Source organism: Rubellimicrobium mesophilum DSM 19309, from assembly GCF_000600335.2.
Lineage (GTDB): Bacteria > Pseudomonadota > Alphaproteobacteria > Rhodobacterales > Rhodobacteraceae > Rubellimicrobium > Rubellimicrobium mesophilum.
Window position 1 is genome coordinate 1 of record NZ_KK088561.1, and the last position, 26,465, is coordinate 26,465.

The 26,465-nt window shown below is 69.5% G+C and carries 21 protein-coding genes and 4 pseudogenes; 10 read left to right on the forward strand and 15 right to left on the reverse strand.

Going from position 1 to position 26,465, the window contains the following annotated elements; translation table 11 throughout:
- Positions 1 to 1,222: 1,222 nt before the first annotated feature.
- The 4 genes and pseudogenes from RUMESO_RS07650 to RUMESO_RS07665 all read right to left on the reverse strand — a co-directional run bounded on the left by RUMESO_RS07650 (position 1,223) and on the right by RUMESO_RS07665 (position 7,955).
- Positions 1,223 to 2,185 (reverse strand): NAD(P)H-dependent flavin oxidoreductase, encoded by a 963-nt coding sequence (locus RUMESO_RS07650; protein WP_037279415.1) that lies wholly within the window; start codon positions 2,183 to 2,185, stop codon positions 1,223 to 1,225.
- A gap of 28 nt (positions 2,186 to 2,213) precedes the next feature.
- A complete protein-coding gene (scpA, locus tag RUMESO_RS07655) occupies positions 2,214 to 4,376 on the reverse strand; it encodes a methylmalonyl-CoA mutase (RefSeq protein ID WP_051521119.1) in 2,163 nt (720 codons plus the stop codon).
- 41 nt (positions 4,377 to 4,417) lie between these two features.
- Positions 4,418 to 6,418, reverse strand: coding sequence for an acetyl-CoA carboxylase biotin carboxylase subunit (locus tag RUMESO_RS07660; RefSeq protein WP_037279416.1), 2,001 nt, complete (start codon positions 6,416 to 6,418; stop codon positions 4,418 to 4,420).
- A 9-nt stretch (positions 6,419 to 6,427) separates the two neighbouring features.
- A pseudogene (locus RUMESO_RS07665) lies at positions 6,428 to 7,955 on the reverse strand (acyl-CoA carboxylase subunit beta).
- Between the two features lie 70 nt (positions 7,956 to 8,025).
- On the opposite strand from RUMESO_RS07665, the gene RUMESO_RS28440 reads away from it, so the two are divergent.
- The 4 genes and pseudogenes from RUMESO_RS28440 to RUMESO_RS07675 all read left to right on the forward strand — a co-directional run bounded on the left by RUMESO_RS28440 (position 8,026) and on the right by RUMESO_RS07675 (position 10,264).
- Positions 8,026 to 8,760 carry a helix-turn-helix domain-containing protein gene (locus RUMESO_RS28440; RefSeq protein ID WP_425414883.1) on the forward strand — a complete coding sequence of 245 codons (735 nt, stop codon included), beginning with the start codon at positions 8,026 to 8,028 and terminating at the stop codon, positions 8,758 to 8,760.
- Positions 8,721 to 9,323, forward strand: a pseudogene (locus RUMESO_RS28445) (helix-turn-helix domain-containing protein); the annotation flags it as partial. The gene RUMESO_RS28440 and the pseudogene RUMESO_RS28445, both read left to right, overlap by 40 nt.
- On the forward strand, positions 9,307 to 9,528 hold the full coding sequence (locus tag RUMESO_RS28450; RefSeq protein ID WP_425414885.1) for a short-chain fatty acyl-CoA regulator family protein: 222 nt from the start codon (positions 9,307 to 9,309) through the stop codon (positions 9,526 to 9,528). The pseudogene RUMESO_RS28445 and the gene RUMESO_RS28450, both read left to right, overlap by 17 nt.
- A 103-nt stretch (positions 9,529 to 9,631) precedes the next feature.
- A complete protein-coding gene (locus RUMESO_RS07675) occupies positions 9,632 to 10,264 on the forward strand; it encodes a nucleoside/nucleotide kinase family protein (RefSeq protein WP_037279417.1) in 633 nt (210 codons plus the stop codon).
- Between the two features lie 24 nt (positions 10,265 to 10,288).
- Here RUMESO_RS07675 and RUMESO_RS07680 read toward each other — a convergent pair whose 3' ends face one another.
- Positions 10,289 to 11,599: an MFS transporter gene (locus RUMESO_RS07680; protein ID WP_037279418.1), complete on the reverse strand. Its 1,311-nt coding sequence runs from the start codon at positions 11,597 to 11,599 to the stop codon at positions 10,289 to 10,291.
- A 384-nt stretch (positions 11,600 to 11,983) separates the two neighbouring features.
- Between RUMESO_RS07680 and RUMESO_RS07685 the strand changes: the two genes are divergently transcribed.
- From RUMESO_RS07685 to RUMESO_RS07690, 3 genes are read left to right on the forward strand one after another with little or no spacing between them, the layout of a single operon-like run.
- The gene (locus RUMESO_RS07685; protein WP_211262818.1) at positions 11,984 to 12,961 is read left to right on the forward strand and encodes a nuclear transport factor 2 family protein; all 978 of its coding nucleotides are present in this window, start codon (positions 11,984 to 11,986) and stop codon (positions 12,959 to 12,961) included.
- Positions 12,958 to 13,107, forward strand: a complete 150-nt coding sequence (locus RUMESO_RS25005) for a hypothetical protein (RefSeq protein WP_156362751.1) — start codon at positions 12,958 to 12,960, stop codon at positions 13,105 to 13,107. The genes RUMESO_RS07685 and RUMESO_RS25005 overlap by 4 nt, the downstream gene beginning before the upstream one ends.
- Positions 13,104 to 14,477, forward strand: coding sequence for an amidase (locus tag RUMESO_RS07690; RefSeq protein WP_245639190.1), 1,374 nt, complete (start codon positions 13,104 to 13,106; stop codon positions 14,475 to 14,477). The genes RUMESO_RS25005 and RUMESO_RS07690 overlap by 4 nt, the downstream gene beginning before the upstream one ends.
- Positions 14,478 to 14,732: 255 nt before the next feature.
- Here RUMESO_RS07690 and RUMESO_RS26990 read toward each other — a convergent pair whose 3' ends face one another.
- The 4 genes and pseudogenes from RUMESO_RS26990 to RUMESO_RS28105 all read right to left on the reverse strand — a co-directional run bounded on the left by RUMESO_RS26990 (position 14,733) and on the right by RUMESO_RS28105 (position 16,977).
- The gene (locus RUMESO_RS26990; protein WP_245639191.1) at positions 14,733 to 15,122 is read right to left on the reverse strand and encodes a histidinol dehydrogenase; all 390 of its coding nucleotides are present in this window, start codon (positions 15,120 to 15,122) and stop codon (positions 14,733 to 14,735) included.
- Between the two features lie 55 nt (positions 15,123 to 15,177).
- Positions 15,178 to 16,005: pseudogene (gene hisD / locus RUMESO_RS28455) on the reverse strand (histidinol dehydrogenase); the annotation flags it as partial.
- Between the two features lie 2 nt (positions 16,006 to 16,007).
- Positions 16,008 to 16,487, reverse strand: coding sequence for a nuclear transport factor 2 family protein (locus tag RUMESO_RS28100; RefSeq protein ID WP_342670739.1), 480 nt, complete (start codon positions 16,485 to 16,487; stop codon positions 16,008 to 16,010).
- The gene (locus RUMESO_RS28105) at positions 16,462 to 16,977 is read right to left on the reverse strand and encodes a hypothetical protein (RefSeq protein ID WP_342670740.1); all 516 of its coding nucleotides are present in this window, start codon (positions 16,975 to 16,977) and stop codon (positions 16,462 to 16,464) included. Before RUMESO_RS28105 ends, RUMESO_RS28100 begins: the two co-directional genes overlap by 26 nt.
- A 179-nt stretch (positions 16,978 to 17,156) precedes the next feature.
- Here RUMESO_RS28105 and RUMESO_RS07705 point away from each other — a divergent pair, with 179 nt between their 5' ends.
- Genes RUMESO_RS07705 through RUMESO_RS07715 form a run of 3 tightly spaced genes read left to right on the forward strand, consistent with a single transcriptional unit; the run spans position 17,157 to position 20,376 of the window.
- Positions 17,157 to 18,395 carry an ABC transporter substrate-binding protein gene (locus tag RUMESO_RS07705; RefSeq protein WP_037279421.1) on the forward strand — a complete coding sequence of 413 codons (1,239 nt, stop codon included), beginning with the start codon at positions 17,157 to 17,159 and terminating at the stop codon, positions 18,393 to 18,395.
- Positions 18,396 to 18,455: 60 nt separating this feature from the next.
- Positions 18,456 to 19,490 carry a carbohydrate ABC transporter permease gene (locus RUMESO_RS07710; protein WP_037279423.1) on the forward strand — a complete coding sequence of 345 codons (1,035 nt, stop codon included), beginning with the start codon at positions 18,456 to 18,458 and terminating at the stop codon, positions 19,488 to 19,490.
- A gap of 4 nt (positions 19,491 to 19,494) precedes the next feature.
- Positions 19,495 to 20,376, forward strand: a complete 882-nt coding sequence (locus RUMESO_RS07715; protein ID WP_037279425.1) for a carbohydrate ABC transporter permease — start codon at positions 19,495 to 19,497, stop codon at positions 20,374 to 20,376.
- On the opposite strand, the gene RUMESO_RS07720 is transcribed toward RUMESO_RS07715, so the two are convergent.
- From RUMESO_RS07720 to hisD (RUMESO_RS07745), 6 genes and pseudogenes are all read right to left on the reverse strand, one after another.
- Positions 20,373 to 21,065, reverse strand: a complete 693-nt coding sequence (locus RUMESO_RS07720) for an alpha/beta fold hydrolase (protein ID WP_037279427.1) — start codon at positions 21,063 to 21,065, stop codon at positions 20,373 to 20,375. The genes RUMESO_RS07715 and RUMESO_RS07720 overlap by 4 nt on opposite strands.
- Positions 21,062 to 22,183 carry a cobalamin-independent methionine synthase II family protein gene (locus RUMESO_RS07725; RefSeq protein ID WP_037279429.1) on the reverse strand — a complete coding sequence of 374 codons (1,122 nt, stop codon included), beginning with the start codon at positions 22,181 to 22,183 and terminating at the stop codon, positions 21,062 to 21,064. Before RUMESO_RS07725 ends, RUMESO_RS07720 begins: the two co-directional genes overlap by 4 nt.
- Positions 22,180 to 23,136 carry a cupin domain-containing protein gene (locus RUMESO_RS07730; RefSeq protein ID WP_037279431.1) on the reverse strand — a complete coding sequence of 319 codons (957 nt, stop codon included), beginning with the start codon at positions 23,134 to 23,136 and terminating at the stop codon, positions 22,180 to 22,182. The genes RUMESO_RS07725 and RUMESO_RS07730 overlap by 4 nt, the downstream gene beginning before the upstream one ends.
- 12 nt (positions 23,137 to 23,148) lie before the next feature.
- The gene (locus RUMESO_RS07735) at positions 23,149 to 24,195 is read right to left on the reverse strand and encodes a LacI family DNA-binding transcriptional regulator (protein WP_037279433.1); all 1,047 of its coding nucleotides are present in this window, start codon (positions 24,193 to 24,195) and stop codon (positions 23,149 to 23,151) included.
- 1 nt (position 24,196) lies between these two features.
- Positions 24,197 to 24,961 (reverse strand): SDR family NAD(P)-dependent oxidoreductase, encoded by a 765-nt coding sequence (locus RUMESO_RS07740; RefSeq protein WP_037279487.1) that lies wholly within the window; start codon positions 24,959 to 24,961, stop codon positions 24,197 to 24,199.
- A gap of 10 nt (positions 24,962 to 24,971) precedes the next feature.
- Positions 24,972 to 26,299: pseudogene (hisD, locus tag RUMESO_RS07745) on the reverse strand (histidinol dehydrogenase).
- Positions 26,300 to 26,465 lie beyond the last annotated feature (166 nt).

Consider the following 26,465-nt stretch of genomic DNA (forward strand, 5'->3'; position numbering starts at 1 on the left):
CAGGGCTTCGCGCTTGACGGGGACGGGTCGTTCTCGGCGGGCGAGATCCGGCTCCGGGAGGTGCGGGCGGGGGTCCTGGTCGAGCTCAACGTCGACGACGACGCGCGGCCCGAGCTGGCGATCCTGGTCCGGGGCGGCGGCGGGCTCGACGCCGGCGACTTCGTGCTCTGACCGGCGGCGGGCCGGCTCGCCCAAGGGGGCGGGACCGGCCCACCGCACGCCGAACTTATGCGTTGCGCTGACGACATCGGAACGCACTGTTGGATGCAAGATCGCCCAACGGAAGACTGTTGATGACCTCGGCTGCCTGAGGCCCTGCGTAGCCTCGTCGAACGAGGTCGCGCTGGGACAAGCATCACGTCAGTCGCAGCCGTCTGAAGTCGGCTCAACCGGTGATGAGTGTCCATTCGCGGAACGAACGTTGCGTGCTCCGCTCCCGACCTTTCGGACGACAGCGCGATTGAGGGGCATAGCCTCTCGGACCACGATAGGATCAGAACAGGAGGTGACCCGTTCCGAGAGCGTGAATGCCGTTCACCTGGATCTCGAAGCGGCCTTGGCGCCGCCGGTGACGTCGCCCTCGAGGATGATGTTGGAGGAGCTGACCACCTCCCAGAGGCCGAGGGCCCTGGCGGCAGCGCCGCAGAGACTGACCACCTAATCCGAGCAATGATCCGTGAGGCGGCGCAGGGTCATCGCATGCCTAAAGCGAGACCTCGCCGTCGTTGCCCCGGAGACAGATCCAGAATGCCGCGCGACCCGGGTCTTGAATGGACCCTCTGCTCCAGATTGCTGGTTCGAGGAGAGCCCTACCGGAACTCGCAAGCCATTCCTAAGTGCAGTCGAAGCTCATGGGCAGGCTTCCATGGCAGATGCACTGCCAGAGGGAGAACGCTGGGGAACACCCTAGTAGCGCGTCGCCTCTGTCGGGACGGGCCCGTTGAGGAGCCTGAAAGGACCTTGCTCGCCGCCGTCAGGAGTCAGCCCCATTTGGGAACCATCAGACCCCGATCGGCCGGTCCTTTCGCCCCGGGCTCCCAACCCTTGGTTCCAGGCCGTTACACCGCACCGTAGGGCGGTTGGCCCATTTCAGGTTCGGCGACATGGTCGACAGACCTGACGTCGCGCCTTTGGCGTTCCACCATTCGCAAGTGGCCGCCGATATGGCCGAGCCAAGCCGGAGCCGAGTAGCTCGAGCGTCACGCACCGGCCCTGGACGAGATCAGGGCTGCGCTCCCCCCCGTCCGTCATCGAAGGGGTCCCGCAGGAGGCGCTCCATGGCATCGCGGTACTCGGCCGCCAAGCGTTGGCAAAGCTCGGCCGTCCCGGGGATGTCGTCGATGCTCCCCACCCCTTGGCCTGCCGACCAGACCGTCTTCCAGATCCGCACTTCGTCCGCCATGTCGAGGCGGCCTCGCGAGGGCAGGGCATCTGGATCAAGGCCATTCTGCACGAGGCTCCGTCGAAGGAAGTTCGCCGCCACGCCCGAGATCGCGGGTGTATGGACGATGTCTCCGGCCAGAGCCTCCCGCACCATGTCCTTCTGTGCCTGGGGCACAAGCGCCTCGCGCGTTGCCAGGAACCGCGTACCGATAGAGACCATGTCCGCCCCCGCTGCGCGCGCGGCGAGAACATGGGACCCCCGGCCGATCGCCCCAGCCAGGATGATCGTGCCCGCAAAGACCTGCCGGATTTCCTCGATCATCGCGAAGGGGGAGAGCGTCCCTCCATGTCCGCCCGCACCGGCGGCCACGGCGATGATGCCGTCCACCCCGGCCGCAGCGGCCTTCTCCGCATGACGACGCGAGATCACGTCATGAAACACGAGCCCGCCATAGGAGTGGACCTCGGCGACGATCTCGCTCACCGCCCCGAGCGAGGTGATGACCAGCGGCACCCGTCGGGCGATCACCACGTCGAGATCGGCCCTCAGACGCGGATTCGACTTGTGGACGATCAGGTTCACGCCGAATGGCGCGACGCCGGGCACGCCGGCAAGCCGCCCCTCGATTTCGTCCAACCAAGCCACGAAGCCTTCGGTGCTCCGCTGGTTCAGCGCCGGGAAGCTCCCGACGATCCCGGAGCGGCACGCTTCGACCACCAGATCGGGTCCCGAGGTCAGGAACATCGGAGCCGCCAAGACGGGCAAACGAAGTCGCCCGGCAAACGACGCGGGCAGGGGCATCAGGCCGCCCAGCCCAGCGCGAGCCAGATCATGCCGGCCCCCGGTCGAGGGCAGACTCGAGCTCCCTTGCACGGGTCTGCCGGAGGATTCCCAAGACCTGTCGCGCGGCGTGGGGGATCGGAGTTCCAGGCCCGAAGATCGCCCGCACGCCGGCCGCCTGAAGCGCCGGGTAATCCTGCGGCGGAATGACCCCCCCACAGATCACCGCGATGTCGCCCGCGCCAGCCTTCTCCAACGCCTGCACGAGCCGGGGCGCCAGCGTCAGGTGCCCCGCCGCCTGCGATGACACCCCCACCACATGCACGTCGTTATCGAGAGCGTCCCTCGCAGCCTCCTCCGGCGTCTGGAACAGCGGGCCCACGTCGACGTCGAAGCCCAGATCCGCGAACGCCGTCGCGATGACCTTCGCGCCCCGATCATGCCCGTCCTGCCCCATCTTCACCACGAGCATCCGAGGCCTCCGTCCTTCCTCCTCGGCGAAACGCTCGACCTCGCGCCGCACGGTCTCGAAGGCCTCGTCCCCTTCGGCCGCGTGGGCATAAACGCCGGCCAACGTCCTGACCTCGGCCCGGTGCCGCCCAAACACGTCCTCGAGCGCCTGGCTTATCTCGCCCACCGTGGCCCGCGCCCGCGCGGCCGGGATGGCGAGCTCCAGAAGGTTTCCCGTTCCCTGCGCACCTTGGCGCAACGCATCCAGCGCGGCCCGGCAGGCAGTCTCGTCCCGGCTCGCCCGGACGTCCCGAAGCCGCTCGATCTGCGCCGCCCGCACCGCATGGTTGTCGATGGCGCGGATCGGCACCTCCTCCGTCCCCTCGACGCGATACTTGTTCACGCCGACGATGACCTCCTCGCCCTTGTCGATCATCGCCTGCCGCCGGGCGGCCGTCTCCTCGATCCGGAGCTTGGGCATCCCCGAGGCCACGGCCTTGGTCATGCCGCCCATCATCTCGACTTCTTCCATGAGCGCCCAGGCCTGCTCGGCCAACTCATGCGTCAGGGCCTCGACGTAGTAGGAGCCGCCCAGCGGGTCGACGACCTTCGTGACCCCCGTCTCCTCCTGAAGGATGAGCTGGGTGTTCCGCGCGATCCGCGCCGCGAAGTCCGACGGCAGCGCCAAGGCCTCGTCGAAGCTGTTGGTATGGAGCGACTGGGTGCCGCCCAGCACCGCCGCCAAGGCCTCGTAGGCGGTGCGGACGACGTTGTTCATCGGGTCCTGCTCCTGCAGCGACACGCCGGAGGTCTGGCAATGGGTCCGCAGCATCAGGCTCTCGGGCTTTGTGGCCCCGAAGCCGGACATGATCCGGTGCCACAGGAGCCGCGCCGCGCGGAGCTTCGCGGCCTCCATGAACAGGTTCATCCCGATGGCGAAGAAGAAGGACAGGCGCGGCGCGAAGGCGTCGACGTCGAGGCCCCGCGCGAGGGCCGCCCGAACGTATTCCCGCCCGTCCGCGAGCGTGAAGGCCAGCTCCTGCACGAGGTTCGCCCCGGCCTCCTGCATATGGTAGCCGGAGATCGAGATGGAGTTGAACTTCGGCATCTCTGGCGCCGTGAAGGCGATGATGTCGGCCACGATCCGCATCGAAGGCTCGGGCGGGTACACGTAGGTGTTCCGCACCATGAACTCCTTGAGGATGTCGTTCTGGATCGTCCCCGAGAGCTTGGCGCGCGGGACGCCCTGCTCCTCGCCCGCCACGATGAAGCTGGCGAGGATCGGGATGACCGCGCCGTTCATCGTCATGGAGACGGACACCTCCCCGAGGGGGATCCCGTCGAACAGGATTTTCATGTCCTCGACCGAGTCGATGGCGACACCGGCCTTGCCCACGTCCCCCTCCACGCGGGGATGGTCGCTGTCGTAGCCCCGGTGCGTCGCGAGGTCGAAGGCTACCGAGACGCCCTGCTGCCCGTTGGCCAGCGCCTGCCGGTAAAAGGCGTTCGATTCCTCAGCGGTGGAGAACCCGGCATATTGCCGGATCGTCCATGGCCGCCCCGCGTACATCGTCGCCCGCACCCCCCGCAGGAACGGGGCCTCGCCTGGGATGCCGGGGTCGGGCAGGGCGCCCGTATCCTCCGCCGTGTAGAGCGGCTTGACCCCGATCCCCTCCAGCGTCCGCCATGTCAGCGACTCGGGGTCACGGCCCTTGAGCTCCTTGGAGGCGAGGGCCTTCCAGCGATCCATGTCCTGCGCCATTGCCGACCTCCTTCTCCGAACGTCCTCAGCGGCCCCAACCGTCATGCGAAGTCAAGGATCACCTGATCGACCGCCAGCGTATCGCCCTCGCGCGCACGGATGCGCGCGACCTTGGCCCGACGCTCGGCCTTCAAGGTGTTCTCCATCTTCATCGCCTCGACGGTGGCGAGGGCCTGGCCTTCCTCCACCTCCTCGCCCTCGGCCACGAGGAGCTGCACGAGAAGCCCCGGCATCGGGCAGAGGAGCGCCCGCGACGTGTCCGGTGGCAGCTTCTCGGGCATGAGCCGTGCCAGCTCCGCCTGACGTGGGGTCCGAACGTGGACCCGCAGGTCCGCCCCACCGGTCCGGAGGCGGAAGCCGCCCGTCGCATCCTCGACCTTGAGAACCAATGGCCGGCCGTCCACGGTCAGTTGCGCCAGCGTCCGCCCTGGCGTCCACGGGCCCTCGACCCGGATGGTGGCGCCGTCCGCGAAGGTCACGTCCGCGCCCCCAGGCTCGGCGAGGACCGAGGCCGGGAGGCTCTCGCCCTGCACATCGACGATCCAGTCCGACCCCACGTGGCGCTCGTGGTGGTCGAGCCGGCCGGAGATCCGCGCCCGCCGGATCTCCGCGACCCGGTTCATCGCCACCGCAGCCGCCGCGACCCGTCGCAACTCCGCCGGGGGCAGGGCGACGCCCCTGAACCCGTCGGGCCATTCCTCGGCGATGAAGGCTGTCGTCAGCCGCCCCTCGCGGAAGCGGGGATGCGCCATGACGGCGGACAGGAAGGGTAGGTTGTGCCCGATCCCCTCCACCTCGAAGGCGTCGAGCGCCTCGGACATCGCGTCGATCGCCTCCTGGCGCGTCCGCGCCCAGGTGCAGAGCTTGGCGATCATCGGGTCGTAGAAGCGGCTGATCTCTCCGCCCTCGTAGACGCCGGTGTCGTTGCGGATCACCATGTCGCCATGCAGCCCCTCGGCGGGAGGCCGATAGCGGGTCAGTCGACCCGTGGAAGGCAGGAACTTCCGATAGGGGTCCTCGGCGTAGAGTCGGCTCTCTACGGCCCAGCCCTTCAGCGGGATCTCGGCTTGCGTGAAGGGCAGGGGCTCCCCGGCCGCCACGCGGATCATCTGCTCCACGAGGTCGATGCCGGTGATGAGCTCCGTCACCGGATGCTCGACCTGGAGCCGGGTGTTCATCTCCAGGAAGTAGAAGTTCCGCGCGCCGTCCACGATGAACTCGACCGTCCCGGCGCTCTCATAGCCCACGGCGCGGGCGAGGGCGCAGGCCTGCTCCCCCATGGCCTTGCGCGTCTCGGGGTCGAGGAAGGGCGAGGGCGCCTCCTCCACTACCTTCTGGTTGCGGCGCTGGATCGAGCACTCCCGCTCGTAGAGGTAGACGCAGTTGCCGTGCTTGTCCGCGAGGACCTGGATCTCGATGTGGCGGGGCTGGTCCACGAACTTCTCGATGAAGATGCGGTCATCGCCGAAGCTCGCGGCGGCCTCGTTCTTCGACGCCTGGAAGCCCTCGCGCGCCTCCTTGTCCGACCAGGCGATCCGCATCCCCTTGCCGCCGCCGCCGGCGCTGGCCTTGATCATCACCGGGTAGCCGATCCCCTGGGCGATCCGTACGGCCTCGTCGGCGTCCGAGATCAGGCCCATGTGGCCGGGGACGGTGCTGACGCCCGCCTCGGCCGCGATGCGCTTGGAGGTGATCTTGTCGCCCATCGCCTCCATGGCCGAGGTCGGCGGTCCCATGAGCGCCACGCCCGCCTCGGCCAGCGCGGCGGCGAAGCGGGGGTTCTCGGACAGGAAGCCGTAGCCCGGGTGGACGGCCTCGGCCCCGCTCTCGCGCACGGCGGCCATGACGCGGTCGATGTTGATATAGCTCTGCGCGGCGGGCGCGGGCCCGATGCAGATCGCCTCGTCGGCCATGCGGACGTGCAGCGCCCGCGCGTCGGCCTCGGAGTAGATGGCGACGGTCTCTACGCCCATGCGCCGCGCCGTCTTGATGACGCGGCAGGCGATCTCCCCACGGTTGGCGATCAGGATCTTGCGGAACATCGCGTCACCTCACAGGGGCAGGTTGTCGTGCTTGCGCCAGGGGCTTTCCAGCTCCTTGGTGCGGAGAAGGGCGAGAGCCCGGGCCACGCGCTTGCGCGTGTTGTGCGGGCGGATCACCTCGTCGATGTAGCCGCGCTCGGCGGCGACGAAGGGGGACATGAAGCGTTCCTCGTAATCCCTTGTGCGCTCGGCGATCTCCTCGGGCGACTTGCCGCGATAGATGATCTCGGCTGCGCCCTTGGCCCCCATCACGGCGATCTGCGCGGAGGGCCAGGCGTAGTTCACGTCGCCGCCGATGTGCTTGGACGCCATCACGTCGTAGGCCCCGCCGAAGGCCTTGCGGGTGATGACCGTCACCAGCGGCACCGTGCATTCGCTGTAGGCGAACAGCAGCTTCGCCCCATGCTTGATGAGGCCGCCGCCCTCCTGCGCCGTCCCCGGCAGGAACCCCGGCACGTCCACGAAGGTCACGACGGGGATGCCGAAGGCGTCGCAGAAGCGCACGAAGCGCGCCGCCTTGCGCGAGGCGTCGCTGTCCAGCACGCCCGCCAGCACCATCGGCTGGTTTGCCACCACGCCCACCGAACGCCCCTCGATCCGCGCGAATCCCGTGACGATGTTCGCCGCGAAGCGCTCGCCCAGCTCGAAGAAGTCGCCTTCGTCCACAACCTTCAGGATCAGCTCCTTGATGTCATACGGCGAGTAGGGGTTGTCCGGGACGAGGGTGTCAAGGCTCGCCTCCGCCCGGTCGGGCGAGTCCCGCGACGGCCACTCGGGCACGCCTTCGCGGTTGTTCGCGGGCAGGAAGTCGATGAAGCGCCGCAATTGGCTCAGCGCCTCCACGTCGTCGTCCCAGGCCCCGTCCGAGATGGAGGATCGCGTCGTATGGACCGAGGCCCCGCCCAACATCCTCATGCGTGACGACCTCGTTCGTGACCGTCCGCACCACGTCCGGGCCGGTGACGTACATGTAGCTCGTGTCGCGGACCATGAAGATGAAGTCCGTGAGCGCCGGCGAATACACGTCGCCGCCCGCGCAGGGTCCCATGATGAGGCTGATCTGCGGGATCACGCCCGAGGCGATCACGTTCTGCTTGAAGATCTCCGCGTAACCCGCGAGCGACGCGACTCCTTCCTGGATCCGCGCCCCGCCGGAATCGTAGAGCCCGACGATCGGGCAGCGGGTCCTGAGCGCGAGTTGCTGGACCTTGCGGACCTTCTCCGCATGGGCCTCGGAGAGCGACCCCCCGAACACCGTGAAGTCCTTGGCGAAGACGAAGACCTTGCGCCCGTTCACGGTGCCCCAGCCGGTGACGACCCCGTCGCCGGGGATGCGCGTGCGGTCCATCCCGAAGGCGCTCGCCCGGTGCGTGACGAAAGTGTCGAACTCCTCGAAGCTCCCCTCGTCGAGCAGCAGCTCGATCCGCTCCCGCGCGGTCAGCTTGCCGCGCCGGTGCTGCGCCTCGATCCGCGTCTGGCCACCGCCCAGATAAGCGGCCTCGCGCTTGCGCTCCAGCTCCTCGATCACGTCGCGCATCGCCGGACTCCTCCGAAAAGCCGAAGGCCTATGCAAAGCCTTCCTGTGAACGACCCGCGTCGGGCAAAGCATGAAATCGTTGCGAAGTCTCCAACGGTCGTGCGAACCTGCAAAGGTGCGAAGGTCGCGAGGTCCTGATTTGCGAAAGCGGAAAGTCTTTTCCGGCGAGGCGGTGCGGGCCATGCGGCAGGGGGCGGGGCTGACCCAGGCCGACCTCGCGCGTCGCCTTCAGATTTCGCCCAGTTACCTCAATCAGATCGAGCACAACCAGCGCGCCCTGACTGCCGGCGTCCTCCTCGAGCTCGCCCGCGTGTTCCGCGTTGACCCCCAGAGCTTCGGCGACGACGAGCCGAACCGGCTGCTCCTCGCCCTCAGGGACTCCCTCGCGGACCCGGCGCTCGGCGGTGAGAGGTGCCGGCCACCGAGATCAGGGCCGTGGCCCAGTCCGCCCCGAACGTGGCGCGGGCTCTCCTGCGCCTGCAGGCCGACCACCGCGCGCTCCTGGACCGTTACCAATCGCTCGATGACGCACTTGCCCAGCCGCGAGGGTCCGCCTCGACTGCGCCGAACCTGCCCTACGACGAGGCTCGGGACTTCTTCCACGACATCGGCAACTACGTCGATGTGCTTGACACCTTGGCCGAATCCCGCGCCTCGCGCCTGCCGATCTCCTCAGGCAGCCAGTCCGAGCGCCTCGCCTCTGCGCTGGAACGCGACCACGGCGTCGCGATCACCCTCGACCGCGACCTCTCGGCCCGTCGCCCGATGCGGCAGTTCGACCCCGCAACCCGGCGGCTCCGCATAGACGCCTTCCTCGAACCGGCCTCCCAGCGGTTCGCCATGGCGCACCAGCTCGGCCTCCTCGAAGCCGGAGAGGTCATCGAGCGCGTCGTCCAGGACGCCGGCTTCGCGAGCCCCGACTCGGCGGCGATCTGCCGGATCGCTCTCACCAACTACTTCGCCGGCGCGCTCGTCCTGCCTTATGGCGCGTTCCGCGAGCTCGCCGAAACCCTCCGCCATGACGTCAGCGCTCTCGCCGCCACCTTCGGCGCGAGCCTGGAGCAGGTCTGCCACCGCCTCTCCACGCTCCAGCGGTCGGGGCAGGAGGGGCTGCCGTTCTACTTCCTCCGCGTGGACCGGGCCGGCAACATCACCAAGCGCCACAGCGCCACCCGCGTCCGCTTTGCCCGCTATGGCGGCGCCTGCCCGCTCTGGAACGTACACGAGGCCTTCGAGTCGCCCGACCGCGTCCTCGTGCAGATGGCCGAGATGCCTGACGGCACGCGCTACCTTTCCATGGCGACCTGCGTCACCAAGGCCGCGGCGACCTACGATGCCCCGCGCCGCCGCTATGCCATCGGCTGGGGCTGCGAGCTCGCCTACGCCGACCGGCTGGTCTACGCCGACGGCCTCGACTGGCGCCGCCCGCGTCGTGCTCACGCCCATCGGCGTGAGCTGCCGGCTCTGCGACCGCCCCGATTGCGCCCAGCGCGCCTTCCCGCCGGTGGGACGCCGCCTTTCCGTCGACCGGAACCGCCGGGACGAGGTGCCCTACGGCCTGCCGCCGCTTTAGGGACCTTGCAAGCCGCCCGGCAGTTCGCCACCGTGCGGCTCGCCAAAGTCGGGGAGGACCAAGGGTTGCGCACAACTTCCATTGCGTCGGGTGGGCGACGCTGATGGCCGATTCCATTGACCTCGATGCGCTCGCCCGGCGGCTGTCCGACCTGGGCCGCGACCGTCGTGCCATCTGCGCCGTCGCCGGGGCGCCGGGCTCGGGCAAGTCCACCCTGGCGGAACAACTCGTCGAGCGGCTCGACGAGAGCGAACCCGGGATCGCCGCGCTCCTGCCCATGGACGGGTACCACTACGACGACCTCTACCTTGTCCCCGCCGGCCTGCGCCCCCGCAAGGGCTCGCCCGAGACCTTCGACGTGGGCGGCCTGCGCCACACGATCCAGCGCCTCAAGGCCAACGACGAGGATACGGTCGCCGTCCCCGTCTTCGACCGCGACATCGAGATCGCCCGCGCCGGTGCCCGCCTGATTCCCCGTTCAGTGCGCGTGATCGTCTGCGAGGGGAACTATCTCCTTCTCCGCCGCGCGCCGTGGGACTCGCTCCTCCCGCTCTTCGACGTCACCGTCCTGATCGACGTGCCCGAGGAGGAGCTGCGCCGCCGCCTGCGCGCCCGTTGGGAGCACTACAATCTCACCGAGGACCAGATCGCCTGGAAGCTCGACGGCAACGACCTTCCCAATGGCCGCGTCGTCATCGATGAGAGCGCGCCCGCCCAGTACGTCGTTCGGCCCTAAGCGCCAGCGCGTGCCCCTGAGGGGTCAGGCCAGCGCCTTGGCCCGCGTCTCCACGTCGACCAGCGACGCGGCGAGCGTGCCGAGGAGCAGGAGCGCCGCGAACAGCCCCACCGCCGTCGCGAAGCTCTGCGCGACGAGGAGCGCCAGCGCCGAGGGAGCCAGCAGCCCGCCGAGCCGCGCCATGGCGCTCGCCGCGCCCATGCCCGTCGCGCGGCTCTGGGTCGGGTAGAGCTCGGGCGTGAAGGCGTAGAGCGACCCCCAGGTGCCCAGGAGCGCGAAGCTCATCGCCAGGAGCGCTGCGGCGATGGTCACCGGGTCTCGCGCGATCACGAACAGCGCGCAGGCGGCCGAGCTGAGCAGCAGGAACCCGATCAGCGTCGGCTTGCGCCCCCACCGCTCGACCCCGTAGGCCGCGAGCGCATAGCCAGGCACTTGCGCCAGCGCGATCAGCACGACGAAACCATAGCCCCGCACGAAGCCGAAGCCCTCGTTGGCGAGTCGCACCGGCGTCCAGGTGAAGACTCCGTAGTAGGAGACGGACACCAGGAACCACACCGCCAGCATGAGCAGGCTGCGCCGCCGCAGGGCAGGGGAAAAGATCCCCAACGCCGCGGGGGCGGGCGGTGCGGCGACGGTCACCCGGTCATCCAGTGGGGGATGTCCGTTCGTGGCAAGCACCCGGTCGAGCACTCCCTTGGCCTCGCCGGCCCGTCCGGTCCGCAGGAGGAACATCGGCGATTCCGGCACCCAGAAGCGGAGCCAGAAGCCGATCAGGGCCGGGACGGCGGTCAGCGCGAAGAGCCAGCGCCACGCCTCGGCCGCTCCGGCCGTGGTCGCGATCCATGCGGCAAGCGCGATGACGATGGTGCCGATGGCCCAGAACCCTTCCAGCAGCACGAGCCAGCGGCCGCGGCTTCGCGGGGGAAGGAACTCCGCCATCATCGCGTAGTCGACGGGCAGGGTGCCCCCCACCGCCGCGCCGGTCAGGAACCGCAGAGCCAGCAGCGCCCCGAAGGACGGAGCGATCACCGAAAGCAACCCGAACAGCCCATCGCAGGCCACCGTGACCAGCAGCACCCGCCGCCGCCCGATCCGGTCGGCGAGCTTGCCGAACCCGCTCGCGCCCAACAGCATCCCCAGGAAGAACAGCGTCCCGGTCTGGAGAGCCTCGGGCACCGTGAGCCCGAAGCTTTGCGCGATGGACGGCGCCGTGAACCCCACGGCGAGAACCTGCATCGCGTCGACGGCCCAGACGAAGCCGAAGATGCCGAGCAGGCGCTTCTGAAAGGTGCCGGCTCCGGCACGGGCGAGGGTCTCTTCGACGGTGGTGGCCATGGTTCGAAAGCTGGATCGCCGTTCCGTGATGTCGTTGCGCTGTCCTAAGGGCAGCCTCGGCGGCGTGACAACCCGGTCATTCTCCACTACCGTGTTTGAATACGATTGCAAACCTTGGCGAGATGCGGTTCCGTGCTGCCGTGAGGCTGCTCCCTGGCAGTCGCGCGGCGATGGGCACCGGACTCGAGCCTTGCCCGCGTCCGCTGCGGCTGCATGATGGACGCGCTCCTTTGATCTGGAAGGACCCTATGCCCGACGATGCCAAGCCCGCTTCCCGTGAACCCGTCCTCCAGGTGGAGCGGCGCGACTTCGCCCAGCTCGTGCCGACGGATCGGCCGCGCGTGCAGCCGATGCGGGGCTTCGATCCCCGAATACACGGACATCGTGGACTACATCGTCCGCTGCACGCACCGCATCTGGGACGAGCGCGACGTGGGCCTGATCTACACCCATTACACGCACAATTGCGTCGTCTACGGGACCATGGGAACCGTCTACAACCGCGAGGACATGGTCCGCGATACCATCCAGCGACTCGTGAGCTTCCCCGAGCGGCGCGGCATGGCGACCCAGGTCATCTGGGGCGGCAACGAGGACGAGGGGTTCTATACCTCGCACCTCGTCACCGGGTCGGGGCGGCATACGCAGGACGGGCACCTCGGGCCGGCGACGGGCCGCACCTTCGTCTCGCGCACGGTCGCCGATTGCATGGTGCACGAGAACAAGATCTACCGCGAATGGATCGTGGCGGACACGCTGGCGATCCTCCTCCAGATCGGCGCGGACCATCACGCCTATGCCGACCGCATCGCGCGCGGGATGTTCGAGCGGGGGCAGCTCTCGCTCGACATCGGCGAGAACCGGCGGATGATCGGGCAGTACCCGCCCGAAAGCGAGCCGGACCTCTCCATCGCGGGCACGGACTTGGAGCGCGAGACCCTGCTCTGGATGCATGACGTGTTCAACCGTCGGATGTTCGGGCGGCTCAAAGACGTGTTCGCGCCCAACTGCCAGTTCCACGGGCCGCTGATGTCCGAGCTCTACGGACAGGCGGCGGTGATCCATCAGACCCTGGGCCTGATGGGCTCGATCCCCGACGCGGGCTTCGTGCCGCAGCACATCTGCTCGGTGCCCTCCGAGGAGGGCGGGACCAAGGTCGCCGTGCGCTGGATACTGGAGGGGCACCACCTCGGCTACGGCATCCTCAAGCATCTGGGCGAGCCGACGGGCCAGCGGCTGCAGGTCATGGGCATCAGCCACCTGCACTACAAGGACGGCAAGGTCGTGGACGAGTGGCGGCTCTACGACGAGCTGGCGCTCATGGTGCAGGTGCGGCTGGGCCAGATGCAGGCCGCGCGGTGACCGAGGCCGAGCTCGACGAGCCGAAGCTTCGGGCGATGCTGGAGGCGCGGGGCCTTCGGCTGCGCCCGGAGGATGCAGCGGCCACGCTGGCGACGGCGAGCTTCCTCCTGCGCGCCGCCGAGCTCGTCCGAAAGGCCAGGGCATGAGTTCCCTGCCGCTGCGCTCCATGTCCACGGCGTCGCCGGTGCCGTCCGTGGCCGAGGCGGGCGAGGCGCTCCGGTCCGGGCGCCTCGCCGCCGTCGACCTCCTTCGGCTTCACCGGGATCGGATCGCGGCGGTGGACGGACAGGTCAGGGCCTTCTGGGCCGAGGACCCGAGGGCCGAGCGGCTGGCCGCGCGGGCCGACGAGGAGCTGGCGGCGGGCCACGACCGGGGGCCGCTCCACGGCATCCCCTTCGTCGTGAAGGACATGGTGGATGTCGAGGGGCTGCCCACGACGAACGGGTCGCGGGCAATGGACCGGGTGCCGGCCGCGCGGGACGCCGAGGCGGTGCGGCGGCTGATCGAGGCGGGGGCCGTGCCTCTCGGCAAGGTCGCCACCTACGAGTGGGGCTTCGTCGGGCCGGAACAGGGGCTCGAGTTCCCCCCGGCGGCGAACCCGTGGAACACGGCGCACATCACCGGGGGCTCGTCGTCGGGCTCGGCGGCGGCGGTCGCGGCCGGGATGGCGCGCCTCGCGGTGGGGAGCGACACCGGCGGCTCGATCCGGTCGCCCTCGGCCTATTGCGGCGTCGTCGGGCTGAAGCCCACGCGGGGGAGGGTGCCGGGCGAGGGGTTCTTCACGCTGTCCCCGAAGCTCGACCACCCGGGGCCCCTCGCGGCGACGGTGGCCGAGGCGGCGCTGATGCTCGACGTGATGGCGCCCGGGGCGGGGGCCGCCTCGCGGATCGGGGCGGGCGCGGGGGGTCTGACGCTCGGCTATGCGCGGGACTGGTTCGCGCGGGACCCGGCGCTCGATCCCCGGGTCCTGGCGGCGATGGACGAGGCGGCCTCGGCGCTCTCGCTCGCTGGGGCGCGGATCGTGGAGGTCCAGATGCCGGGCTACGACCTGCTGGAGGCCGTGGGGGCGGTGATGATCCACGCCGAAGGGTTGCGGCTGCACGAGCGAAGCCTGCGCGAGTGGGGCGACCTCTGGGGCCGGATGGCGACCCAGACCGTGCAGGCGGGCGTCGTCCTGACGGATGAGGACCTCGCGCGGGCCGAGGCGCTGGTGCCGAGGCTCTCGGCCGAGGTGGACCGGGTGCTGGACGGCTGCGACGCGATCCTGACGGCGACAACGCTCTCCCCGGCGCCACCCTTCGCGGCATTCGACAAGGGCGCGGTCTGGACGCCAATGCGGACGCTGCCCTTCAATGTCACGGGGCATCCGGCGATGTCGGCCCCGGCGGGGTTCGCGGGCGGGCTGCCGGTGGGCCTTCAGGTCGTCGGCCGGCATGGCGACGAGGGGATGGTCTGCCGGGTCGGGGCGGCGTTCGAGGCGGCGACGGACCACGGGGCGCAGCGGCCGGTCCTCTAGGGCGCCCGGGCGTTGGACGCAGCTTCCCCTACCCCGCCGGGCGGCGACCCGGGGACAAGGGCAACCTTGGCAGGGGAAGGTTAAGAAAGCGTTAGCGGCCGGAAGAAAAATCGCGGCGAGAGCGGCGTCGGTCCGGTCGGGGCGGGATCGCCGTCGGGCGGGGTTCACCCCGCCACGCAGCACGGGCCATCGGAGCGACGGCTGCCGCGGTTGCATGGCGGGGTGAACCCCGCCCTACAGCCACCATTGCGGACCCTAGCCCTGCATCCGGTCGAGCCGGAGCTGCGCGGCCCGGCGGTGGCCTTCCAGTCCTTCCGACGCGCTCTGCCGCGCGGCCGGGGGCGCCACGGCCTTCACCCCGCGCTCGTCGAGCCATTGGTGCGTGGCGACCTTGACGTAGGACCCGACCCAAAGCCCGCCGGTGTAGCGGCCCGCCGCCATGGTCGGCAGCGTGTGGTTCGTGCCGACGCACTTGTCGGAATAGACCACGCTCGCCAGCTCTCCGACGAAGAGCGAGCCGTAGTTCCGCAGGCGCTGGGCAAAAGCGCGAGCGTCGGCGGTGTGGACCTGCAGGTGCTCGGCGGCGATGTGGTCGGAGTAGGCGACCAAGGCGGCCTCGTCCCGAGCCACCGCGATCTCGCCCACGCGCGGTCCAGGAGGGGCCGGCGACGGCGGCGGTGGAGAGGGTGGCGAGCTGGCGCTCCACCTCGGCCAGCACCGCGCGGCCGAGGTCGGCGTCGGTGGTGATGAGGCCCACGCGGGTGCGGACGTCGTGCTCGGCCTGCGCGAGGAGGTCGGTCGCGATCATCTCGGCGTCGCCGGTGCCGTCGGCGAGGATGTAGATCTCGGAAGGACCGGCGAGCTGGTCGATGCCGACGGGACCGAAGACCTGCCGCTTGGCCTCGTTCACGAAGGCGTTGCCGGGGCCCATGATCTTGTCCACCGCGGGCACCGTCTCCGTCCCGAAGGCGAGGGCCGCGATGGCCTGCGCGCCACCGATGCGGAAGATGCGGTCGGCGCCCGAGAGGTGGCAGCCCGCGACCATGGCCTGGTGCGCGTTGGGCGGCAGGCAGGCGATCACCTCGTCCACGCCTGCCACCTTGGCCGGGACGATGGTCATGATCGGCGCCGACAAGAGCGGGAAGCGTCCGCCGGGGACGTAGCAGCCGACACGCTCCACGGGGATCACCCGGTGGCCGAGGAAGGCGCCGGGCAGGACCTCCATCTCGAGCGGCCGGAGGCAGGCGAGCTGCGCCTCGGCGAAGCGGCGGACATTGGCGATGGCGAACTCGGTGTCGGCCCGCGTCTGCGGGTCGAGCGCGTCCACGGCGGCCTGCCGCGCCGAAGGCGTGACCTCGAAACGGTCGAGCTCGGCCTTGTCGAAGCGGCGCGCGTAGTCCGCGACCGCCGCGTCGCCCTCCGTCTTCACGCGCGCGAGCACCTCCGAGACGAGGCGCTGCACCTCGGCGGTGTCGGCGGCGGCCTCGGGGGCGGGGCGTTTGATCCAGGTGATTCCGTCGAAGTCCATGGTCAGCCTTGATGCAGGAGGATCTGTTTCCAGACGTGCACCTCGTCGAAGAGCACGTAGTCGCGACGAAGGCCCCACGGCCCCCAGTCGGAATGCGAGGCGCCGCGCAGGTGGACCTCGGCCCCGGTCGGGGGGCCGAACATCCCCCGGCCCTCGTGCTTGCCGATCAGCGACCAGCGGACGGCGCTGCGGGGCGGCATCATGGCGTCCTCGCGGCCGATGCGGTGCTCGATGACGAGCTCGGCCGAGGGGAAGGCCGCGCGGAGGGCGACCCAGAACTTGTCGGCCTCGACGACGCCGTGCTCGGTCCGGCCGCCGGGGAGCTCTAGGTGGACGGCACGGTCGTAGATGCGGGGCAGGGCCGCGAAGTCGGCGGACATGACGTGGCGCAGCATCTCCTCGTAACGCTGGCCCCACTCGTGGTCGTTGCCCTTGCCGGCGTAGGGGCCGGGGCGGTCATCCTTGAAGGTGAAGGGCCGCACAGCGGCTTCGGGCCCGCCCTCGGCCGCGATCTCGGCCGCAGCCGCCTCGCGCGGGGGTCAGACCGCGCTGCCGGGCCGAGGCGCCGTGGTCGTAGACGAGCCATTCGTCGGTGATCTGGTCGGCGATGCAGTAGCAGTCGGCGATCACGCGCTCGGTGATCCGGCGACCGGTGGGGTGGCCCTCGTCGTCCAGCTCCGAGAAGATCTCCAGCACCCGATGCGAGCTCAGGAAGCCGTCGTCCTCGTTGCCGGACCAGATCACATCCTCGCCCAGGAGCTGGATGTCCGGCGCGCCGGCGACGGACTGGTTGGTCTCGTCGATGACCGCCTGCGCGCCCACCACGATCCCGCGCGAGCCGCGCTTGATCATGTCGCGACCATAGTAATGATGAAGCGTGGCGATGCCCCGATCCTCCCAGATCTCCTTGGTGATCCCGAGGATGTAGTCGGGCAGGTCCTTCCACCTCGGGTCGAAGCCCTTCATCGGCATGATGTTCGCGCGCCCCCCTTCTCCGGCCTTGAAGGTGCCGATTTGTGCATACGCTTGCAAGCGTCTTTCACGAGGCCATCGAAGCGCTTGTCAGGTGACCGGACTTGTGCTCTGCTGCGCTTTGCAAACGTCTGCAAGAGCCGGTCCACCGGCCGACCTCAACAGCGGAAGGTTTTCCCATGACAGTTCAACGGACGACCCTCGTCTCCCTGCTGGCGCTCCTGGCTGCGGGGCCCGCCTTGGCCGACTGCGCCATCGACGGGTCCGGATCGGTGCGCATCCTGTCCAACGACTTCGAAGCCCTGCGCATCGTCGACGCCGGCGCCCAGGAATGCGCGAGCGACGCCGTGACGGTCACCGCCAACGCCACGACCGAGCACAAGAACATCCAGGTCCCGGCGCTGACCGCGAACCCCGCCGAGTACACCGTTGCCATGATCGCCAACAACTCGATCGTGCCGCTGCTGGGCGATGACCTGATCCGCCCGCTCGACGACCTCGTCGCGCAATACGGTCAGCAGCTCCAGCCGAACCAGCTCATCAAGATCGACGGCAAGATCATGGCCATCGCCTTCATGGCGAACGGCCAGCATCTGGTGATGCGCAAGGACCTGCTCGACCAGGCCGGCGTCGCGGCGCCGACCTCCTGGGAAGAGGTGCTGACGGCCGCGCAGGCCCTGAAGGACCAGGGCATCCTCGAGACGCCGCTGTCCCAGCCCGACGGCGGCACCTGGGACCTCGCGGCCGAGTTCGTGAACCTCTACCTCGGCACCGGGGCGGAGTTCTTCGAGCCCGGCACCGCGAACCTCGCCATCGACAACGACCAGGGCCGGCTCGCGCTCCAGACCATGCGCGACATGACGCAGTTCATGACGCCCGACTACGCCACGAACGACACCGACGCGACCGCGCAGCTCTACCGGGACGGCAAGGTGGCGATCGAGACCAATTGGGGCTCGCTGGCCGCTACCCTGATCGACCCGGCGCAGGCGCAGCCCGAGGTGGCCGAGAACACCGTCTTCGCCGCTGCGCCCACCATCGGCGGCGGCACGATCCCGGCGGCGGCGCTCTGGTGGGACGGCTTCGCCATTGCCAAGAACATCTCGGACGAGGACGCGGCGGCGAGCTTCCAGGCGATGATGCACGCGATCCGGCCCGAGGTGGCCACCGCGAAGGCCGAGGCGGCCGTGTGGCTGATCCAGGGTTACCAGCCCGGTCCGGCCGCGGTCGGCGTCGTGGCCAACGCCAACGGCGGCGCGCGACCCTATCCGATGGTGCCATGGATGGGCACCCTGCACGAGGTGCTGGGGACCGAGCTCGCCGACTTCATCAAGGGCAACGAGGACGCCGACAAGGCCATCGCCGACATCACGGCCGCCTACACCGCCGCCGCGCAGCAGGCGGGCTACCTCCAATAAGGCCGAGCCGGGCCGGGGCCTCGGCGCCCGGCCCGGACCCGCGACAAGGGGGCAGGGCGCGTGCCGCATTCGACCTTCCTGCGATTCATGGGACCGTCGCTGATCGCGATGCTCCTGTTCATCGCCCTGCCGATCGTCTCCATCGTCGTGCAGTCGCTCTATGTCGAGCATCCGCAGGTCCTCATCACCTCCGAGACCTGCCAGCCCTTTGGCGGCTGCACCACGACGACGACGGTGGACGCCTCCGCCACCGCCCAGCTCCGCGAGGACGAGCCGCTGGGGCAGTTCAACGGGCTGGGCACCTACTTCGACCGCAACCACCTGGCCTTTCGCGAGATCCGAGAGATCCTGCGCACGGCCGACGGGGTCGGAGACGTCGTGTCCCGCATCTACAACCTGCCGCTCTACAAGGCGCTGGCCTTCACGGTCACCTACTGCCTGCTGGTCACGCCGCTCGCCATGATCCTGGGACTGATGATCGCGCTGGCGGTGAACACGGTGCCGCAGATGCTCAAGGGTCCGGTGATCTTCTTCAGCCTCGTGCCCATGCTCATCACCCCGCTCGTGGGCGCGCTGATCCTGTTCTGGATGCTGAACAGCGAGGGCATCCTGGGGGCCGCGATCCAGAACATCTTCAACGACCCGAACCTGTCCACGCGGACCTCGGCGCCGCTGACCTGGGCCACGCTCATCGCCTACGGCACCTGGACCAACGCGCCCTTCAGCTTCATCGTCTTCTACGCGGGCCTCCAGGCGGTCCCCCGCGACACGCTGGAGGCCGCGATGATCGACGGCGCCAGCCGGCTGGAGCGCATCCGCTACGTGGTCCTCCCCTCGCTCAAGCCGCTGATCCTCTTCGTGCTCCTCGTGCAGCTCATGGACAACTTCCGGGTCTTCGAGCCGATCATCAGCTTCAACGCCGCCGCCAACGCGACCTCGCTGAGCTTCCTGATCTACTCGAGCCTCAACACCCAGACGACGCAGCTCTTCGGCTCGGCCGCCGCGACCAGCGTCATCACCATCGGCTTCATCGCCGTGCTGATCGTGCCCATCCTCCTCCGCATCGCGCGCGAGTTGTCGACGGGGAGGGGATAGGAGCATGGCCGATGCCGTGAACCGCCGCCCGCCGATGGTCGTCTTCGTGGCCTCGGGATTCGTGCTCCTCTGGCTGCTGATCGCGGCCTTTCCCTTCGCCTGGACGGTCTGGGGATCGTTCAAGGTGCAGGCCGACTTCTTCTCGCGCGACACCTGGTGGCACGCGATCCTCGGCACCAACACGACGCGCGTGACCGGAGATGCCTTCACCGGCGGGGGCTACTACGGCGCCTGGGTCCTCACCGGGTTCTGGCGGGCCGCGCTGAGCACCGCCATCGTCACGGTCTTCGTGACGGTGATCTCGCTCACCTTCGGGACGCTGGGCGGCTACGCGCTGGCCCGCTCGACCCACCGCTACCGCTTCGTCATCCTCGTGGCCGCGCTGTTCTTCCGCGCCATGCCGGAGATCACGGTCGTCTCGGGCTACCTGTATCCGTTCTTCGCCCTGAACATCTGGGGCTACCTGCCGACCGCGATCATCGTCCTCGTGGCTCTGAACCAGCCCTTCACGCTCTGGATGATGTATTCGTTCTTCCAGGGCATCCCGCGCGACCTGGACGAGAGCGCGCTGGTGGACGGCTGCACGCGGTTCCAGGCCTTCCGGCTCGCCATCGTGCCGGTGATGTGGCCGGGGGTCATCACCACGGGGCTGTTCTCGTTCCTGCTCGCCTACAATGACTTCACCGTCACGGGCCTCGTGCTGAACGAGAACAACCAGACCATGGTGCCCAAGATCTCGAGCTACCTCGGGCAGATCCAGGCGCAGGGGAACGTCATGTATGCGGTTGCCGCCGTGGTCAGCGTGGCGATCCCGATCTTCCTGCTGGTGATGTTCTTCCAGCGTTATCTGGTGTCGGGCCTCACGGCCGGGGCCGTGAAGGGCTAGTCCGCGAGCCACGCCCGGAACGCGGCGTTGGTCGCCTCCGGCTGCTCCAGCGGGGGCAGGTGGCCCGCGCCGGGCACGATCTCCAGCCGGGCCTGGGGCATCAGCTCGGCCATCAGTCGGTGCCGGTCGAGGGGGCAGAGCCGGTCCTCCTCGCCCGTAAGGACGAGCGCAGGGCCACGATAGGCCGCGAGGGTCGCCATCTGGTCCGGCCGGTCCATCAGCGCGCGGGATTGGCTTAGGAAGACCTCGGGCCCGAGGTCGCGCGCCATGGCGAGGCAGAGGTCGAGGAGGTCCGTCCGCCTCGGCCCCGCCGCGAGGTAGTGCGGCTTCATCTCGGTCATCACCACGGCGTCGAGCAACCCACCCTCGACGCGGGCCATGCGAGCCCGGCGGTCGGCCTTCACTGCCTCGGCCTCGGGCAGGGGGTTAGTGTCGAGGAGCGCGAGCCGCTCGACCCGGTCGGGCGCCTGCCGCAGGACCTCCATGGCGAGGATGCCGCCCATGGAGAGGCCGGCGAGGGCGAAGCAGGGCGGCGCGTCCCGCAGGACCGTTTGCGCGAGCGCGGCCATGCTGTCGGCGCGCGCGACCTCGGGCAGGTGGATCGTGCGATGGTCCGAGAGGGCGGCCACTTGCGGCGCCCACATCCGGGCGTCGCACATATGGCCGGGCAGGAGGACGAGCGGGATCATCCCGCGCGCCGCGCGCCTTCCTTGAGGGTAGCGAGCTTGGCCCAGGCGATCTCCGGGTCCACGGCGCCGAAGCCAGCGAAGGTGCCAAAGCCGCAGTCCGAGCCCGCCATCACCCGCTCCTTGCCGAAGACGGTGGTGAACCGCTCCAGCCGCTGGGCCACGAGGTCGGGGTGCTCGACGAAGTTGGTGGTCGTGTCCACCACGCCGGGCACGAGGACCTTGCCCTCCGGGACCTCACCCGCCCGGTCGCGGAACACGGCCCATTCGTGCCCGTGCCGGGGGTTCGAGGTCTCGAACAGGATCTTCTGCGCCTTTACCTGCATGAGGGTCGGCAGCACCTTGGCCATGTCGATGTCGCAGACATGGGGCCCTTCGTAGTTGCCCCAGCAGATGTGGACGCGGACCTTGTCCTCGGGCAGCCCGTCCAGCGCGTGGTTCAGCGCCTCGACATGGGTCTCGGCGACCCGCACGAACTCGTCGTCGGAGAGGTGGGTGAAGAGCATGTGCCGCGACAAAGCGAGGTCGGGACAGTCCACCTGCAGGTCGAGGCCGGCCTCCACGATGGTCCGGTATTCGTCTCGCATCGCCTCCGCGAGGGCGGCAAGGTAGGCGTCGCGCGAGGGGTAGAAGTCGTTCTGCAGGAAGAGCGAGATCACCCCTGGCGAGGCGGCGTTCATGAACCCCGCCTGCGCGCCATGGGCCGCCATTGCCGCCTTGAGGTTGGCGATGTCCTTCTGAAGCTCGCCCTGGCCCTTGGACCGCACCTCGCCCTTGCACATCGGCCGCGCGTATTGCGGCGTCCCGCCGTCGCGGGCGAGCCGTTGCAGGAAAGTCGGGAACAGCTTCAGGTCCGCCGGGGCATTCCGGGGGCTGTCCCCCTCGAAGCCCGTGTAGCGGTCCTTCACGTAGGTGGCGTAGCTGATCTTGGAGGTCTCGCCGTCGGAGACCACGTCGATCCCCGCATCGACCTGCCGCCGGACGGTCTCGGACACCGCGTCGGCCATGCAGCGGTCGAAGGCGGCGGGGTCGTAGTCCTCCCCACGCTCTCGCGCGAAGAGGAAGTCTACCACGGCCTGCGAGCGGGGCAGGGAGCCTACATGGGTCGCGAGGAGGCTCATGCGAGCCTCCGCGTCAGGCCCGCCGGGTCCGCCGTCTCGATCACGCGGTAGAGCGAGGCCTCGCCGGTCATGGAAGGCGCAAGCGCGTGACGCTCGCCGGGCTTCACCAGCGCCGTGTCGCCGGGGTTCAGCACCGTCTCCGGGCCATTGTCGTAGCGCAGGCGCCAGTGGCCGCGCATGGGCATCAGCACGACGTGGCGGTCATGGGCATGGAACTCGTCGGGAATGGAGTTGCGCGACAGCAGCTCCACCTCGAAGCCCGGGCGGTCCTTGAGGGCACCCTCCGCGCCGATCACCTTGGCGGGCTGCCTGTCGGACAGCGCCATCAGGTCCCAGTAGCGGGCGACGAACTCGGGCACCACGTCGCGGGTCGTGGGCTCGAGGAACTGCTTCAGCTCCTCGTCGGTAAGGAGCGGCATTGGCGGCACGTCCTCAGGCAGCGACTGGCCCTTCTTGCTGTCGTAGAGCTTGCCATTCCTGCCCAGCACGAGGCCGTGGTCCTTGGCGTCCGTGATGACCTGCGGCGCCCAGATCACCCCGCCCCCGGCGTCGTCGCCGCCGAGGATCGCCATGATCATCCCATAGTCCGTTCCGATGTTCTCGAAGCCCCGGAAGATGCCGGTGGGGATGTTAAAGATGTCCCCCTCCTCGAGCACCACCTCGCCCGCGTTGCCCCAGCGGCCCCAGAAGAAGCGCCACCGGCCCTTGAGGACGAAGAACACCTCGGCCGTGCGGTGCGAGTGCAGCGAGTTGCGGCACTTGGGCGGCTGGCCCGCCGCGCCGATGTTGAAGCCGGGCGTGTCGCGGATGTGAACGTGCTGGTCGGGGGACTCGCTGACCCCGCCGCCGATGATCGTGAAGTTCTCCTTCTGGTTCGACCCCGGCGTGTGGGCGTCGATGAAGGCGGTCTTGCAGGGACGCAGGTCGCCGTAGCGGACGATGCGGGCGTCCATCTCCTGGGGGGATCATGTCTCACCTCTTGGGAATGGGTCGGGGGAGCGTCGGGCCCCCTCGGGAAGGCAGGCCGAGCCCCGGATGACCAGGGGGGCCGGCAGTCTCACCTTGCGGGGCTCGGTCTCGCCCTCGATCCGGCGGACGAGGGCGTCCACGGTCGCCTCCACCATCGCCTCGACCGGCTGGCGGATCGTGGTCAGGTCATAGGCAGCCCAGGCCGACATGGGCACGTCGTCGTAGCCCACGACCGAGACGTCTCCGGGCACCCGCAGCCCCAGCTCGGCGTGGAGCACGTCGAGCACGGCGAAGGCCATGTGGTCGTTGCCGACGAAGATCGCGTCCGGTCGCTCGGGCCGGGCCATCAGATCGCGAGTCGCGCGCGACGCCGTCTCCCGGTCATAAAGGCCGTCGATGACCGCGAAGGGCTCCCGCCCGGCGGCGGCCAGCCCTTCCCGGAACCCCCGCGCCCGGTCGCGTCCCGTCGAGGAGCCCTGCCAGCCCGCGATGTGCGCGATACGCTGGTGTCCTCCCGCGATCAGGAACTCTGCCACGGCCCGCCCGCCGGCGACGTTGTCCGAGGTCACCTCGGACAGGCGCGGATCGTCCTGACCCCGGTTGAAGGCCACGACGGGGATGCCCGCCGCGTCGCAGCGCGCCGTCAGGTCGTTCGTCATGGCGACCGAGGCCGTGACGATCCCGTCGACCTGATAGTCAAGGAGTTCCCGCAGCACCTGCTCGGTTTTGGCCGCATCGTTGTCCGCGAGGAAGATGAGGACATGATAGCCCTCGGCCTGGAGCGCGCGGCTCAGGTGCTCCAGCGCGACGGGATAGAACTGGTTCTCGAGGTAGGCGACCACGAGCCCGATGATCCGGCTCTTGCCCGTAATCATCGCGCGGGCCAGCACGTTGGGCCGGTAGCCCAGCTTCTCGGCCGCCGCGCGGACCTTCTCGGCGGTCTTGGGCGATACCGAGGCGCCCGGCGTGAACACCCGGCTGACGGCCGACTGCGACACCCCTGCGAGCGCCGCCACCTGCGCCGATGTGACCTTCTCCGCCATGCTAGTCCGCCGTCCATCCGCCATCGACCAGCAGCGCCGTCCCGGTGACGAGCGCGCTCGCGTCCGAGGCCAGGAACACCACCGGCCCCATCAGGTCCTCCACCTCGCCCACGCGGCCGAGCTTGATCTTGGAGAGCACCCAGGCCCGCCGCTCCGGGTCGTCCAGCGTCCGCGCGGCCAGCGGCGTGCGGATGAAGGTCGGGCAGAGTGTGTTCACCCGGATGCCGTGCGGCCCCCATTCGATGGCCATGGCCTTGGTCATGCCCTCCAGCGCGTGCTTGCTGGCGCAGTAGACCGACCGATCCGGCCCGCCGACATGGCCCATCTGGGACGAGACATTGACGAGGCTCCCCGGCTGCCCGGCCGCGATCAGCCCCTTGGCCACCTCGCGCGTCAGGAAGAACGCCGCCCGAAGGTTCAGCCCCATCGCGGCGTCGTAGTCCTCGGGCCGGGCCTCCAGCGCCGGCGAATGCCGGGCGAGCCCTGCCGCATTGAGCAGCACGTCGAAGGGCCCCTCGCGCCCGACCGTCGCGGCGGTGGCGTCGAGGTCCGTGATGTCCAGCACATGGGTCGAGGCCCGTCCCCCCGCCGCGCGGATCGCCTCGGCGACCGCCAGCAGCTCCTCCTCGCGCCGAGCGACCAGCACGACCTCCGCCCCCGCCTCGGCCAGGGCCGCCGCGCAGGCGAGCCCGATGCCCGAGGACGCGCCCGCTACAAGGGCGCGCTTGCCGTCCAGGCGGAACGAGGGGCTGCGGGGCAGGTCCAGGGCCAAGGCGCTACTCCGCCGCGTCCCGGGCGAGGGCAGGCGCCCCGTAGGGCACGTTCCGCCCGCCGTAGCGCCGGACGCGAATGTTGCACTGCTCCGCGTGCCCCACGAACCCCTCCAGCAGGCAGAGCCGCGAGCCGTATTCCCCCACCAGCGCCGCCGCCTCATCCGTCAGGATGCGCTGGTAGGAGTGCGTCTTGAGGAACTTGCCAACCCAGAGCCCGCCGGTGTAGCGCCCCGCCTTGCGCGTGGGCAGCGTGTGGTTGGTGCCGATCACCTTGTCGCCGTTCGCGACGTTGGCGCGCGGCCCCAGGAAGAGCGCCCCGTAGCTCGTCATGTTCTCCAGGAACCAGTCGTCCCGGTCGGTCATGACTTGGACGTGCTCGTAGGCCATGTCGTTGGCGACCTGCAGCATCTCCTCGTCGGTGTCGCAGAGGATCACGTCGCCGTAGTCGCGCCACGACACCGAGGCGGTCTCGGCGGTCGGCAGGACTCCCAGCAGCCGCTCGACCTCCGCCATGGTCCCCTCCGCCAGCCGGCGCGAGGTGGTGATGAGGCAGGCGGGCGAGTTGTACCCGTGCTCGGCCTGCCCGAGGAGGTCCGTCGCGCAAAGCTCCGCGTCCACGGTGTCGTCGGCGATCAGCATGGTCTCGGTCGGCCCGGCGAAGAGGTCGATCCCGACGCGCCCGTAGAGCTGCCGCTTGGCCTCGGCGACGTAGGCATTGCCCGGCCCCACGAGCATATCGACCGGCTTGATCGTCTCGGTCCCCAGCGCCATGGCGCCCACCGCCTGCATCCCGCCCAGGACGTAGATCTCGTGCGCGCCGCCCAGGTGCATCGCGGCAACGATGGCCGGGTGGGGCGCCCCTTCACCGGCGGCGCAGAGGCGACGATGCGCGGCACCCCGGCCACGTTCGCCGTCAGCACGCTCATGTGCGCCGAGGCGACCATGGGGAACTTGCCGCCGGGCACGTAGCACCCCACCGACTGCACGGGGATGTTGCGGTGCCCCAGGATCACCCCCGGCAACGTCTCGACCTCGATATCGCGCATTGAGGCCCGTTGCGCCTCGGCGAAGCGCCCGATCTGCTCTTGCGCGAAGCGGATGTCGGCCATGTCGCGGGCCGAGACCTTCTGCATCGCCGCATCGATCTCGGACGGCGAGAGCCGGAAGCTCGGCGGGTCGTAGTTGTCGAACCTCGCCGACAGTTCCCGCACCGCCGCGTCGCCCCGCGCGGCGATGTCGCCCAGCACCGTCTCGACCGTCGCGCGCACCTTGGCGTCGTCCTCGGCCCGCGCCGCCTCGGGCTTGCCGCGCTTCAGGTGCGTGATCGCCATGACCGCCTCCCACCTTGCGGCGCGCCCGGGCCGCCGCATTCCCAAGATCGTGCCCGGCGGAGTCGCTCGCACCGGCCCTCGCCCCAGATCCTAGCAATCTTGCATACGTTTTCAACGATCATCTGGAGAGGGGTTCCGGCAAGCGAGTTCAGTCCCTTGACCATCC

Bases quoted from the DNA above. Each gene is read 5' to 3' on its own strand.
- RUMESO_RS07680 (WP_037279418.1), bottom strand. From the start codon at position 11,599: ATGGCCACCACCGTCGAAGAGACCCTCGCCCGTGCCGGAGCCGGCACC.
- RUMESO_RS07725 (WP_037279429.1), bottom strand. From the start codon at position 22,183: ATGAGCCTCCTCGCGACCCATGTAGGCTCCCTGCCCCGCTCGCAGGCC.
- RUMESO_RS07650 (WP_037279415.1), bottom strand. From the start codon at position 2,185: ATGCCCCTGCCCGCGTCGTTTGCCGGGCGACTTCGTTTGCCCGTCTTG.
- RUMESO_RS07705 (WP_037279421.1), top strand. From the start codon at position 17,157: ATGACAGTTCAACGGACGACCCTCGTCTCCCTGCTGGCGCTCCTGGCT.
- scpA (WP_051521119.1), bottom strand. From the start codon at position 4,376: ATGGCGCAGGACATGGATCGCTGGAAGGCCCTCGCCTCCAAGGAGCTC.
- RUMESO_RS07675 (WP_037279417.1), top strand. From the start codon at position 9,632: ATGGCCGATTCCATTGACCTCGATGCGCTCGCCCGGCGGCTGTCCGAC.
- RUMESO_RS28450 (WP_425414885.1), top strand. From the start codon at position 9,307: ATGCCATCGGCTGGGGCTGCGAGCTCGCCTACGCCGACCGGCTGGTCT.
- RUMESO_RS07730 (WP_037279431.1), bottom strand. From the start codon at position 23,136: ATGGACGCCCGCATCGTCCGCTACGGCGACCTGCGTCCCTGCAAGACC.
- RUMESO_RS07735 (WP_037279433.1), bottom strand. From the start codon at position 24,195: ATGGCGGAGAAGGTCACATCGGCGCAGGTGGCGGCGCTCGCAGGGGTG.
- RUMESO_RS07690 (WP_245639190.1), top strand. From the start codon at position 13,104: ATGAGTTCCCTGCCGCTGCGCTCCATGTCCACGGCGTCGCCGGTGCCG.
- RUMESO_RS07720 (WP_037279427.1), bottom strand. From the start codon at position 21,065: ATGATCCCGCTCGTCCTCCTGCCCGGCCATATGTGCGACGCCCGGATG.
- RUMESO_RS07660 (WP_037279416.1), bottom strand. From the start codon at position 6,418: ATGTTCCGCAAGATCCTGATCGCCAACCGTGGGGAGATCGCCTGCCGC.
- RUMESO_RS28440 (WP_425414883.1), top strand. From the start codon at position 8,026: ATGAAATCGTTGCGAAGTCTCCAACGGTCGTGCGAACCTGCAAAGGTG.
- RUMESO_RS07715 (WP_037279425.1), top strand. From the start codon at position 19,495: ATGGCCGATGCCGTGAACCGCCGCCCGCCGATGGTCGTCTTCGTGGCC.
- RUMESO_RS28105 (WP_342670740.1), bottom strand. From the start codon at position 16,977: ATGCCGATGAAGGGCTTCGACCCGAGGTGGAAGGACCTGCCCGACTAC.